The organism is Ruminococcus sp. 1001136sp1 (assembly GCF_039841815.1).
Taxonomy (GTDB): domain Bacteria; phylum Bacillota; class Clostridia; order Lachnospirales; family Lachnospiraceae; genus Blautia_A; species Blautia_A faecis.
Window position 1 is genome coordinate 142,406 of sequence record NZ_JBDPGY010000001.1, and the last position, 12,026, is coordinate 154,431.

Sequence of the window (12,026 nt, forward strand, 5' to 3'; positions counted from 1 at the left end):
AAGGCGCGAATATGAAAAAGAAAAATACAGATGGTTTACAGCAGGAGCTTATGGATTCCCCGGATCTGAGCCAGTTTCTGTCCCAGAACCAGGAGCAATTTGAAAATAAGAGTGTGGCAGAATTATTAAACCGTCTGTTCGAGAAGAAACATATCTCTAAGGCAGCGCTTGCCAAACAGGCCGGTATGAGCGAAATATATCTCCATCAGATTTTCGCAGGCCGCCGTAATCCATCGCGGAATCGTCTGCTGTGCCTGTGTTATGGGCTTGAAGCGACGGTTGACGAAACCCAGGAACTGCTGAAGCTTTGTGGAATAGCACAGCTTTATCCGAAATTAAAAAGAGATGCCATTATTTATTATGGACTGCTTCATAGGCTTAAGTTGTTTGAAATTAATGATAAACTTTTTGAGGAGAATGAAGAGACGTTGTTTTAATTCTCTTCACCCAACGCCTAATGATACAAAACTTGGATTCTACATGTTACAAAGCACGTTGTTGTGCACAGGTTACTGTTCACTGGTAACATTCCGCGAGGTGTTTTTCGTGAACAAAGTTCACAGAAAACCCGAGAATTAAGTTTGCGCAGCAAACGCTACTTCTTGTGCTTGTCACAAGAAGGTTCGTCTTTCTGTGCATCGCGGAGCGGTTACTGGTCACAGAGTGAGCAGTAACGTGCACAGCAGAAGTTGTTATTTGATTTATAATTTCTTCTTGCCACCACTTTTATAATGTGCTATTATACCACCAGAAACAAAGGGGAATGAATGTCTCCCCGGGATCATCCCGAACCGCTTATTAAGCTGATGACTTCTGTGATAACAATTGTCGCAGGAAGCATCAGCTTTTCTGCGTAAAAAGGAGGAATTTATAACAATGTTAACATCTCTGGCTTTTATTTTTCTTGTGGGACTTTCCCTGGCTGCTATTTGCCAGACACTGAAACTACCGCGTATTATCGGTATGCTGATCACCGGTATTTTACTGGGACCTTATGTGCTGAACGTATTGGATCCGTCGATTCTGTCCATCTCATCGGAGCTGCGGCAGATCGCGTTGATCATTATCCTGCTGAAAGCGGGACTTTCCCTGAATCTTGCCGATCTGAAGAAAGTGGGACGTCCTGCCATCATGATGGCCTGCATTCCTGCAACTTTCGAAATCCTGGCTTACTTTTTGCTGGCACCGTATTTTCTGGGAATTACCAGACTGGAAGCGGCTGTGATGGGCGCTGTAATGGGTGCGGTATCCCCGGCTGTAGTTGTCCCAAGAATGGTACAGTTGATGGATGAAAAATACGGCACAGCCAAAAGCATTCCCCAGATGATCCTGGCAGGCGCTTCCTGTGATGATATTTATGTGATCGTGCTGTTTTCCACATTTTCTACTATGGCACAGGGCGGCAGTGCACATGTGAAGGATTTTATCAACATTCCGGTTTCCATTGTCCTGGGTATTGTACTTGGAAGTGTGACTGGTTATCTTCTTTCCCTGTTTTTCGAGACAGCCTACGCCCACAGCCATATGGTGCGGAACAGTATGAAGGTGATCGTGGTAATGGGCATGTCTTTCCTGCTGATGTCTATTGAGACATGGCTGAAACCGGTGGTTTCTATTTCCGGGCTTCTGGCTGTGGTAAGCATGGCTTGCGTTTTAAAGCTAAAGTGTACCTCTTCCGTCTCCGCCCGTCTTTCCCAGAAATTCGGAAAGCTGTGGCTGGCTGCTGAAGTCCTGCTTTTCGTACTTGTGGGTGCATCCGTAGATATCCGCTATACCTTGAAAGCAGGTCCTGCAGCCCTGGCTATGATCTTCGCCGCCCTGCTAATCCGCACCCTTGGCGTCACCCTCTGCGTAGCCGGAACCAACCTGACCGCAAAAGAAAAACTGTTCTGCTCCATCGCCTACCTGCCCAAAGCAACCGTCCAGGCCGCCATCGGCTCCGTCCCAATGGCCATGGGCCTCTCCTGCGGACAGATCGTGCTCTCCATAGCAGTTCTGGGCATTCTGATCACCGCGCCGTTGGGGGCTATTGGGATGGATTGCAGCTATAAGAGGCTGCTGAAACGAGAATCGTGTAGCTAAAATGGCAAAAGGCACCCTTACACAAATTCGTTTGAGGATGCCTTTTTCACTATTCTATTTCAGTTACATATATTTGTTTGAGTTCTCAATCTCTGAATCGTTACGACAATTTTACTTAGAGAATACTGCATCATTTCTGGAAAGAAGATATACACAATATTGATTCATGCTGATTCCTTCTCTCTTAGAATGTTCTGCCAATGATCTATGCAGGCTTCGAGGTATTCTCAACTTAAATTGTCCCGAATAATCTTCCAAGCTGTCTGGCTCATGAATTTCTATCCCATCTTCTAATGCAGCCTCAAGCCAGGCTTTTTTCGCATCCACCGCATTTGCCACTGCACGTTCTAAAGTTTCTCCGCAAGTAATGCAGCCAGGTAAATCTGGATAAGAAACTACAAATCCGCCTTCGTCTTTATCTTCCACAATTTCCATACGATAGGACATTGCCATATAATCATTCAACGTCTTCATCATTTTTCACCTCGCCTTCCACAATCAGTCTTACCATCTCCACATACACTTTCTTGATTGGTTCATGCTTCGGTATTGTAATTGGTGTGCACCCTTGTTTTCTAAACGTATAATGACTGCTTCCACTTCTCGGTGCATTCATTTCATATCCATAACTTTCCAATACCTTCCGCAATTCGTCAAATCGGAGGTCTTTCGATAAATTGCATATACGTGTTATCAGTTTATCCCATTTTGACATTTATTATATCTCCTATTCACATTATATGTGGTGTCGCATATGGTGTCAATCATTTTTTTGTTTGTCAATCTCATCATACCGTTTACATAGATTCAAAATGCTTCTGATTTTTTCCATATTATTATCCCAATATTCATCAGCTGCATCAAATGGCATCCCATCAAGCAGCTCCAGTCTAAATTTTGCTAAATTATATCCCTCTCTCATACCATCAAAATATATTTCTTTAATAAAATTTCCAAGCTTGTCATCTCCGTAACAATACATCGTTTTAGAAAATTTCTTATTATCGATCAATTTTCCAAGGTCTTCTTTTGACATTCTTTTTCGCCTCCTTGTGGTATATTTTTTATACATTTAGTTTATCAATATAGTAGTAGTATTGTCAAGCCATTTATAAGAATATACAAATATCATAATTTTGACTTTAACATAGATGACCGAATTCGCAAAAGTAATGGATATTTTTCAAATCCTGCTATATAATGGGCTCAGAATAAAAAAACTGCTGTTGCATATTTTTACGGAGGAATTTTCTTATGATAAATTTTGATTTTTTCACTCCTACTAAGATTCTGTTTGGAGCTGGGCGTGAGAGTGAGGTTGGAAAACAGGTTGCAGCGTTTGGCGGACATAAGGTTATGATCATTTATGGAAAAAAGGGCGGACATATTGAAACTTCCGGGCTTTTGGACAGAGTTCATAAGAGTTTAAGTGATGCCGGGCTTTCCTACGTGGATTTGAACGGCGTTGTACCTAATCCACGTCTTTCCCTGGTAAAAGAGGGGATCCGCATTGGACGTGCGGAAGGTGTTGACTTCCTTCTGCCCATTGGCGGGGGCAGCGTAATTGATACGGCTAAGGGAATCGGTTACGGAATTGCCAATGATTTTGAGATGGAAGACCTGCTTTATGGATGTGTAAAAACAGATAAAAACCTGCCCATTGGCGTTGTTCTTACAATTGCCGCGGCAGGCTCTGAAATGTCTTCTTCCATGGTCCTCACAATTGAAGACGGCATGATGAAGCGTTCTTATGGACATGACTGCGCACGTCCGAAATTTGCTATTATGAACCCGGAGCTGACTTACAGCCTTCCGGCTTATCAGACTGCCAGCGGCGCTGCTGATATCATGATGCACACCATGGAGCGCTATTTTACCCCAACTGACACGGATACCAGCCTTACTGACCGAATCGCAGAGGGACTGATGGTTTCTGTCCGCGATGCAGCCCAGGTTGCGGTAAAGGAGCCGGAAAACTATGAAGCCCGGGCTACTCTTATGTGGGCTGGAAGCCTTTCCCACAATGGACTAACTGGTGCAGGACGTATTTCTGATTTCGGAACACACAAGATCGAGCATGAGCTGGGCGGTATGTTTGATGTGGCACATGGTGCCGGACTTGCAGCTATATGGGGAAGCTGGGCGAAATATGTGTATAACACAAATCCAGGAAGATTTGCACAGTTTGGTGAAAAAGTTTTCGGGGATAGTGATTCCATCACCGCCTGGGAAACCTGGTGCCACTCCATAGGCATGCCAATCACCCTTACTGAACTAGGCATCCATCCAACCGACGCCCAGTTTGAGGAAATGGCTGAGAAATGCGTTTTCGGCAGAAATGGACATGTTGGATTTTTCCAGCCGCTGACGAAAGGAGATATTGTGGCAATTTTGAAAATGGCAAAATAACACCGCTCCAACATATTTAAACTGGGGTACAAATTGTATCCCAGTTTAAATATATACGTTTAATTGAAATGAATGTTTTTTATTTTGCTTATTCTATTCCAAACTCATCCATAAGTTTTTGGCAAAATTCCGGATCTTTTACAGCTCTTTTGCAGTCGTCTACTCTATTTTCTTCCAGCAACTTGTCCATTAGCTTGGCTATAGAGTTACGCCCTTCTGCACGCGCCTTGTCTTTTTCCATTTCCATTTCTTCCTATCTCTGCATATATTTCACACTCACTTCCTCACTGGATTTGATACTGCATATACGCTCCTGCATCTTATGTATTCTAGGACTTGTGCAAGAATCTGCCACTTCCTGAGTTGTATTTTCTATGTAGTGAAGCAATTCCACCAGTTCCGGGCTCACGTCTTCTGGATTCGTTCCATGCGTGTTTAGAAAAATGCGGGTTGCTCCATCATTTAGCAATACCGAAAAAGATTCCTGACATGTCATCTGAAAGGTGTACATATATTTTCCTTCGCCAAACAAATCAAATGGAGCTATTAATATAATGTACACATCATTCATCTTATTAAAGTCTTTTTCTCCAGGCTCCAATAATTTTGAATCGATCATGCTCTGGTAAAACCTGCTTCTTTTCGGAAGATTCTTAGTATTTTTTCCAAAAATGATCTCCAACACATCCCGCATATTCTCCGGATCCTCCATCGCCTCAGCAAACAGAAAACGGTCCAGCAGATTCAATTCCTTAAGATCTTTCATCAAACAGTTTTCCTTTTATTATATAGTTTTCTATATTGAAAGTAAAGAATAACTGTGCACCGTTTTTCTTGTGTTTTCCTATATTTAAATAGCTTACAAGGTTATCTGCATAAAGTAAAGTTTTATCGTTCGTAAAATTCTCCTATAAAACGACATATCTTGCAACAGTTCAGAACCCCAGGGGACTGTGAAAAAGCTGAAAACTATGATGCCCCTGTAGGCTGTCTATTTTTGACAGCCCACAGGGGCATTGAAATTTCGAAGCAATTTAGCTTGCGCATTTTATGCTTCCTGCTCTTTTTTCTTCTTTCTGTAATTAAGAATTACTGCAACCTCAGCAACAACCAGAAGTACACCTAAAATCACATCAACTGTAATAAATGTTTTTCTCCATGCAGGCATCTTGGTTGCATTTTCATATGCCTGATCGGTATAAGCACCACTGTTTACAACCATATACAGAATATTCTTGGATGCCTGGCGAAGAGCCTTTGTCATAGTTGCACTCTTATCTGTGATATGCGCAAACTGGCTTACCATGTTCAGCATAAGGTCTGTTCCCGCACGCACCCCTGCATCTGCATTCTGATAACCATATCCACCAAAATAGTCTGTAATTGCCGCGCCGCGGAAGCCCCACTCATCTCTGAGAACTTCTGTCATTAATGGCTTGCTTGCTCCCACCCATGCAGTTCCAATGAAGTTAAAGGCAACCATAACGCCAATGCTTGTACCTTCAAAATTCTTTATTGCAACCTCAAATGGTTTCAGATAAATTTCACGCATAGCCTGCTCGGTTGTCCATGTGCAAAGCATTTCTCGAGTATTGATTTCCTGGTCATTTAATGCAAAATGCTTCAGATATGCATAAACACCTTTTGTTGCTGCACCATTAATCTCAGCAGCACCAATGTAACCGCCAAGCACGCCATCTTCTGAATAATACTCAAAGTTTCTTCCGCCAAACGCAGATCTGTGAGTATCCATAGCAGGACCATACCAGCCATAATTGTCAATATCAGCAAACTCCTGCCCCATTGCCTCACCGAATTTCTCAGCAATCTCTTTGCTCCAGGTCTGTGCCAGCATTACCTCTACGCAATAAGACGTTCCATAATGCTGTGTCATAAAGTTATTTACACCAGCTGGTCCGTCGCATTCCGCTGTTTCCACCTTGTCAATGGATTTGATTGCCGCAGTATGCCAGCCGCCAAACTCAATCATATTCTCCATCTCGTCATAGGTCAGCTCATCCAGCAGATCATCCCATTTTGGATCATCATAATCCAGACCTCTTAAATCCGCCAGTTTCACACCATTCTTTGCTCCGGTAATCGGCATACCATCGGAATCATCATTATAAATAGTTCCATCGTAATTTGCGTTGGAAACATACGTTGCCAGAAGCTCATCACTCATATTGTGCTGTTTTTCAGATGGAGCAGAAACTGCCTCTTCGTAATTTGCGAAACCATCTTTTCTGGAAAGATAAGTAATGTCACAGCTATCGTCACCTTCCACATCTGCAAAACGCGTTACTGCTGCTGTATCATCAGAACTTCTTGGATTGCTCTCATCATATACAATCGTATCAGATACTTCGTAAGTTTTTTCATCCAGAATATTATGGGAGTCAGAACGAACACTGATTCCATATTCTCCTTTTTCCAGTACATAACACTGATTATCATAGCTGTCAAAAGCTGCCATATCATCTTTGTTGAAAGAAATCGTTACAGTCTGACTCTCACCTGGCTGAATCAGGTCTGTTTTTTCAAACTGGATCAGGTTTGCAGAAGCCTTCTCAATTCCACCGTTTGTATATGGCGGATTGTAATACACTTCTACTACATCTTTTCCTGCAGTATCCCCTTCATTTGTTACTGTAACATCAAATGTAATGTTTCCATTTTCGTCTTCCTGAATCTCACCCATTTTCTGGGAAAATTCTGTATAGGAAAGTCCATAACCAAATGGATACTGTACAAAATCATCATAATCAATGAGTCCTTCCTCAGCTGCAGTCTCATAGAACTTATATCCTACATAAATGCCTTCATTGTAATCAACAAATGTTCCCGGATAGAGAGAACCATTATCTGCTGCGATGATCTGGTCTGTATAATCCTGGATATTATCATATGTAAAATCTCCAATATTGTTGAAATATGGAGTGTTTGTCAGATCCTTTACCCATGTATCAACTGTTTTTCCGCTTGGATTTATTTCACCGGAAACAATCTCTCCCAGGGCATTGAATCCAGTACTTCCTGCACCAGGACAAAGAATCACACCTCTGATCTGCGGATACTCATCAGTCCAATCCATCTCCATTGTGTTGGCACCATTGTAAACAACAATTACACTATCAAAATTTTCACAAACAAGATTTACCATATCCTGTTCTGTTTTGTCCAGTGTAAGATAAGACTGCCCTTTTTCAAAATCATCGTAATCGCCATTATTGGTATATGTACCATTTTCAGCAATGGACTGATTATCTGGGTCAAAATTGTCATTGTGGATTACCTCATACATATCAGTCGGAAGGTCAAAGCACTCTCCGCTAACACGGGAAACAACAACCACTGCATAATCAGAAAAATTCTTTGCGTTTTCCAGCATTTCTTCACTGTAGGAATCTGCCGTAGGCTCAGGTAAAGTATAATCCTGCACAGAAGTACCAGCTTCCGGCCTTGCCTCTGCATAATCCTTATAGAAATCTGTCAGTTCTGTATTCAGCTCAAATCCTGCATTTTCAAGTCCCTGCAGCAAAGATACAGAAGATGAAGAATCAGAAGCTCCGGAACCGGATCCTCCATAGATTGGGTTCGTAGAAGCCCAACCAAATACATTTAACTTTTTCTCATCTGTTACAGGAAGCACTTTGTCCTCATTCTTTGCCAGAATGATTCCTTCCTCTGCTGTTTCTTGTACTGTGTTTCTGGATGCCTCTTTGGCTTCCTCGGAAATATCCTTTTTCTCAGCTAACGCCGCGTTTAAAGTATCTCCATAGACTCCAAAGCAAATTGCGTTTACACAAACTACTACAGCCAGCAGCCATGCAAACAAAGCTTGCCATCTGATCAGACGTTTCTTCGGCTTATCCATTTTACGAACTGCTACTACCACTGCAATTGCTATCACCAGAAGAACAGCCATTACGATCAGATATCCTGAGATTGTACTCAGGACCATTTTTACATCTTCTGCACTAAATGTCATTTCTTTTTCCTCCCTTGTTTTTCTACCATTTCTCAGACGTTTTTATTTTCCTGTTTCTTTATAGAATAACCAGGAACATTTTTTGTTCCTTTTGTCTGATTACCGGCTCTTTTTACAAGAGAGAACATAACACAAATGCTTATTCCATTGAGATATTTTACCTGTTTTGACATTTTCCTTACATAATTGGCATCAAAACCTTTATTACAAACCAGTTATCTTCACACTGAATCTGAACATGTCCATTATATTTTTTCACAGTATAAATAATGCTGGTAACACCATATCCATGCCTGTTCTTATCTTCCTTTGTAGTTACAGGAACACCTTTTTCAAATTTCAACTGCTCATAGCAGCAATTTTCAAAGCGAATGATCAGAAACTTGTTTTTCTGATAAACAGAGCCTTGAATTATTCTGTCATCTTCATCCTCATATTTTGCCACACATTCCATGGCATTATCTATAATATTTCCAAAAATATTGCTGATATCGCGGACAGCCAGATTCTTCAGCAACCTTCCATCTGCATTGCAGATAAATTGAATATTTTTCTGCGCACACTGCATCTGCTTCTGGGTAAGAATGGAGTCCAGCACTGCATTTCCAGTTACCTTTTGAGAATCATATTGTTGTACAGCCGCTTCCAGTTCCTTCAAATAAGTCTCCCGTTCTTCTGACGAGCAAGCACTCCGAAGCGCCGCAATCTGGTGTTTCAGATCATGGCATTGGCGACTGATATATTCCGTGTTCATTTTATAATCCAGATATTGCTTGTACTGCAAATTTAGCATATGATTGATTGCCGTCAATTCTTTTTTGACACTCTCTTCCTGCCAGCTTCTTTGAAGAAAAAGAATTACCGCAATTGCCCCGAAATCAACCAGTGTTCTGATGATTGCCAAAATCATACTTGCATCAATTTCCACTGTAGTCCGATAATCCACACGATAAAAGCCCAGATTTCCAACAATCATAGCTAACAAAGCAATCAGAACAAATACCAGTGTCTGTTTCTTTTCCATATCTGCAAAGCGTTCTGAAATTTTTCTTTCCAGATAATAGAAAATTCCATACGCAAGCAAAAAAGAACTGACCAATATAAAAAATGCCCATCCATTCCATAAAGTAGCTCCACCAATAAGCCAGCAACTCAGCATCCATTCTGCGGACGCGGCAAATTCACCGGTTACAAATCCAATCATGCCGTAACCTATTGCACTACAAAAATCTATTTCACAGATTACCCATATGCATAAGATCATTACAAGAACACTGATTACCATATCAATAATCCATTCAATAGTAGTTCTCTGCAACCAGCTTACGATTACAAAATTTAATGTTAAAATTACAATCTCAGATAGTAAAATTTCAACCAAAGAAATTATTTTGGACTTCCTTTTTTCCAGAAGCAGGATCATTACTGTAATTCCAAGCCACTGAGACAACGCTGTAATAAGCCGAGGAATTCCCGGCAATGCCGCTTCAAACATATTCTCCCTCTCCCATATATTCTGTCAATTGTTCCATAAACTCTTTCTTTCTAGAACGGCTCACCGTCAATGTCTCGCCATGTACCAGAATCTCATTATTTTTCACACTCTGTACCTTTGCAAGATTTACGATCAGTCCGCTGTTACAGCGAAAGAACGGCTTCCCTTCCAATCTTTTCTCCATTTCTTTAATGGTACAGTAAAAAATAATATCTTCCTGTTCCAGGTGAATATGAAGATAATGTTCTCTGTTTTCCATATAGAAAATATCGTTTAAACTTACATTTCTTACACCTGCCTGAAGCTGTAAGGACAGATACTCCGCTTTTTTACTTTCCAGTTCTTTGCGTGCCCTGTCCATCTGCTGGGCAAAAAGTTTATAGCGCACTGGCTTCAAAATAAACCCTCTGGCCTCCACATCGTAGCCTTGTATGGCATACTCTGCCATATTCGTAATGAAAATAATAATAACCTCTTTGTCTTTTTCCCGAATCTTTCTAGCAGCTTCCATACCATCAATATGCTTCATGCGAATGTCCAGCAGGATAACTTCAAACTGACCTGCATATTCATCCAGAATATCAATTCCGTCACAATAAATTCTGGTCTGTATGGAAATCCCCTTTTCCTTCCCATATCTGGAAAGAAACTCCGATAACTGCTCTCTGTACTTTTCTTCATCTTCCACTACTGCTACATGAATCATTTCGTTTCTCCCTGATTTTTATTGTATCTACTATTATTCAAGGTAGCATCTTTTATTCAATATTACAAGTAAGTAACTGTCATAGAATTATTCTCCAATTGTTCCTGTTCACTCCGTGACCCGGAATCTCCAATTTCCCCACGCAGGCTCTTATTTTTTCGCCACTGCTTCGCCCAGTCGGTTATAAATTGTTTTCGCGTCCAGAATATGCGGTACTCCCGTAGCGTCCGCCGCGGCGCCTGCAGTTACCAGAATGTACTCCCTGTCATATATCTGTGCAAAGCTTGCCAGACAATGCCCTGCCTCAGAGGTATACCCGGTTTTGCCACCTAGAATTTCCCCGCCGGTTACCGATGTATCCGACATATTTTTAAACATGGTACTGTAATAGGTAATTCCATCCGGATGTACATTGGTAGCTGGCGTAGAATGGAAATGGCTTTCTGCCACTTCACGGAAAGTATCATTATGTAACGCATACTTAAGCAGCAGCGCAATATCATATGCTGTACTATAATGCTCTGGATCATGTAATCCCGTACAATCCATAAAATGGGTATCCTTCATCCCAATGGACTTGGCCTTCTTATTCATCTTTTCCACAAATGCTTCTTCTGAGCCGGATGCTTCATCTGCCAAAGCCAGACAACATTCTGCTCCGGAAGGCAGCATTACGCCGTAGACCAGATCACGCACTCTCACGCTCTCCCCTGGCTGAAAGCCTGCCTGTGTGGCATCCTGTCCATCCAGAGCATAAAAAATATTCTCACTTAAAGTAATCTCATGATCCAGATCTGAAAATGCTTCCAGCGCCACAATTGCAGTCATGATCTTCGTCATGGACGCCGGATAAATCTGCTCTTCCCCATTTAGGTCACCAATAACTGCTCCGCTCTTCACATCCATTAGAACTACATTAGAACTGTTTACTCCCGTCACATCCAGTTCCTTCACAGGCGGTCTGTCGAATCGTCCGAAAAAGCCTGAAATTTTCGTTCCCAGTCCTCTGTTCCAACAAAACGCAAAAGCCAACACTGCCAGGATCAAAACTTCCACCAGTGCACTAATCAAAACCCGACGTCTCTGTTTCTTTCTACGAATTCTCCTCTTCCGCTCCATCTGCGCCCGTTTGCTTCGCTCATCCATTTAGACTCTCCTTCCATTTTCCACTGCTTTTATACGCTCTTCTTGCTTTCGTCTATTTCTATACTCTGCCACAGCAAAGCACCATCTTTCACCTCAAGCTCCATTCCAGATTTTCTTTTTGTATCGCTGGTATTTTCCATACTACCACATCTCTCTTTATAATTTCTATAAAAATGAAAAAAATAAGAGCAAAGTAC

The 12,026-nt window shown here is 41.6% G+C and carries 12 protein-coding genes and 1 riboswitch; of the genes, 3 read left to right on the forward strand and 9 right to left on the reverse strand.

Annotation, left to right across the window (positions count from 1 at the left end; all coding sequences use genetic code 11):
• Positions 1–11 precede the first annotated feature (11 nt).
• Together ABHC48_RS00720 and ABHC48_RS00725 are read left to right on the forward strand one after the other, a co-directional pair.
• Positions 12–437: a helix-turn-helix transcriptional regulator gene (locus ABHC48_RS00720; protein ID WP_195698951.1), complete on the forward strand. Its 426-nt coding sequence runs from the start codon at positions 12–14 to the stop codon at positions 435–437.
• Between the two features lie 313 nt (positions 438–750).
• Positions 751–823: riboswitch (Fluoride riboswitch) on the forward strand.
• A 53-nt stretch (positions 824–876) separates the two neighbouring features.
• Complete coding sequence (locus tag ABHC48_RS00725) at positions 877–2,082, forward strand: cation:proton antiporter (RefSeq protein WP_195698950.1); 1,206 nt, start codon at positions 877–879, stop codon at positions 2,080–2,082.
• A 111-nt stretch (positions 2,083–2,193) separates the two neighbouring features.
• Here the strand turns inward: ABHC48_RS00725 and ABHC48_RS00730 are convergent, their stop codons facing one another.
• The 3 genes from ABHC48_RS00730 to ABHC48_RS00740 are packed head-to-tail and all read right to left on the reverse strand — an operon-like array spanning position 2,194 to position 3,118.
• Positions 2,194–2,556: a type II toxin-antitoxin system HicB family antitoxin gene (locus ABHC48_RS00730; protein WP_195698984.1), complete on the reverse strand. Its 363-nt coding sequence runs from the start codon at positions 2,554–2,556 to the stop codon at positions 2,194–2,196.
• The gene (locus ABHC48_RS00735) at positions 2,540–2,797 is read right to left on the reverse strand and encodes a type II toxin-antitoxin system HicA family toxin (RefSeq protein WP_195698949.1); all 258 of its coding nucleotides are present in this window, start codon (positions 2,795–2,797) and stop codon (positions 2,540–2,542) included. The genes ABHC48_RS00730 and ABHC48_RS00735 overlap by 17 nt, the downstream gene beginning before the upstream one ends.
• A gap of 45 nt (positions 2,798–2,842) precedes the next feature.
• A complete protein-coding gene (locus ABHC48_RS00740; protein ID WP_195698948.1) occupies positions 2,843–3,118 on the reverse strand; it encodes a hypothetical protein in 276 nt (91 codons plus the stop codon).
• A gap of 218 nt (positions 3,119–3,336) precedes the next feature.
• Here ABHC48_RS00740 and ABHC48_RS00745 point away from each other — a divergent pair, with 218 nt between their 5' ends.
• Positions 3,337–4,491, forward strand: a complete 1,155-nt coding sequence (locus ABHC48_RS00745) for an iron-containing alcohol dehydrogenase (protein WP_195698947.1) — start codon at positions 3,337–3,339, stop codon at positions 4,489–4,491.
• 88 nt (positions 4,492–4,579) lie between these two features.
• On the opposite strand, the gene ABHC48_RS00750 is transcribed toward ABHC48_RS00745, so the two are convergent.
• From ABHC48_RS00750 to ABHC48_RS00775, 6 genes are all read right to left on the reverse strand, one after another.
• Complete coding sequence (locus ABHC48_RS00750) at positions 4,580–4,732, reverse strand: hypothetical protein (protein ID WP_243284452.1); 153 nt, start codon at positions 4,730–4,732, stop codon at positions 4,580–4,582.
• Positions 4,733–4,744: 12 nt separating this feature from the next.
• On the reverse strand, positions 4,745–5,257 hold the full coding sequence (locus tag ABHC48_RS00755) for a hypothetical protein (RefSeq protein WP_243284451.1): 513 nt from the start codon (positions 5,255–5,257) through the stop codon (positions 4,745–4,747).
• Positions 5,258–5,539: 282 nt separating this feature from the next.
• Positions 5,540–8,482, reverse strand: a complete 2,943-nt coding sequence (locus ABHC48_RS00760; RefSeq protein ID WP_195698946.1) for a glycoside hydrolase family 3 N-terminal domain-containing protein — start codon at positions 8,480–8,482, stop codon at positions 5,540–5,542.
• A 178-nt stretch (positions 8,483–8,660) separates the two neighbouring features.
• On the reverse strand, positions 8,661–9,977 hold the full coding sequence (locus ABHC48_RS00765; protein WP_195698945.1) for an ATP-binding protein: 1,317 nt from the start codon (positions 9,975–9,977) through the stop codon (positions 8,661–8,663).
• A complete protein-coding gene (locus tag ABHC48_RS00770) occupies positions 9,970–10,683 on the reverse strand; it encodes a LytTR family DNA-binding domain-containing protein (RefSeq protein ID WP_195698944.1) in 714 nt (237 codons plus the stop codon). Before ABHC48_RS00770 ends, ABHC48_RS00765 begins: the two co-directional genes overlap by 8 nt.
• A 150-nt stretch (positions 10,684–10,833) precedes the next feature.
• Positions 10,834–11,829 carry a serine hydrolase gene (locus ABHC48_RS00775; RefSeq protein ID WP_243284450.1) on the reverse strand — a complete coding sequence of 332 codons (996 nt, stop codon included), beginning with the start codon at positions 11,827–11,829 and terminating at the stop codon, positions 10,834–10,836.
• Between the last annotated feature and the right edge of the window lie 197 nt (positions 11,830–12,026).

Excerpts from the sequence above, each read along its gene's own strand:
- ABHC48_RS00745 (WP_195698947.1), top strand. The coding sequence starts at position 3,337 with ATGATAAATTTTGATTTTTTCACTCCTACTAAGATTCTGTTTGGAGCT.
- ABHC48_RS00730 (WP_195698984.1), bottom strand. The coding sequence starts at position 2,556 with ATGAAGACGTTGAATGATTATATGGCAATGTCCTATCGTATGGAAATT.
- ABHC48_RS00775 (WP_243284450.1), bottom strand. The coding sequence starts at position 11,829 with ATGGATGAGCGAAGCAAACGGGCGCAGATGGAGCGGAAGAGGAGAATT.
- ABHC48_RS00725 (WP_195698950.1), top strand. The coding sequence starts at position 877 with ATGTTAACATCTCTGGCTTTTATTTTTCTTGTGGGACTTTCCCTGGCT.
- ABHC48_RS00765 (WP_195698945.1), bottom strand. The coding sequence starts at position 9,977 with ATGTTTGAAGCGGCATTGCCGGGAATTCCTCGGCTTATTACAGCGTTG.
- ABHC48_RS00770 (WP_195698944.1), bottom strand. The coding sequence starts at position 10,683 with ATGATTCATGTAGCAGTAGTGGAAGATGAAGAAAAGTACAGAGAGCAG.
- ABHC48_RS00720 (WP_195698951.1), top strand. The coding sequence starts at position 12 with ATGAAAAAGAAAAATACAGATGGTTTACAGCAGGAGCTTATGGATTCC.
- ABHC48_RS00740 (WP_195698948.1), bottom strand. The coding sequence starts at position 3,118 with ATGTCAAAAGAAGACCTTGGAAAATTGATCGATAATAAGAAATTTTCT.
- ABHC48_RS00750 (WP_243284452.1), bottom strand. The coding sequence starts at position 4,732 with ATGGAAAAAGACAAGGCGCGTGCAGAAGGGCGTAACTCTATAGCCAAG.
- ABHC48_RS00755 (WP_243284451.1), bottom strand. The coding sequence starts at position 5,257 with ATGAAAGATCTTAAGGAATTGAATCTGCTGGACCGTTTTCTGTTTGCT.
- ABHC48_RS00760 (WP_195698946.1), bottom strand. The coding sequence starts at position 8,482 with ATGACATTTAGTGCAGAAGATGTAAAAATGGTCCTGAGTACAATCTCA.
- ABHC48_RS00735 (WP_195698949.1), bottom strand. The coding sequence starts at position 2,797 with ATGTCAAAATGGGATAAACTGATAACACGTATATGCAATTTATCGAAA.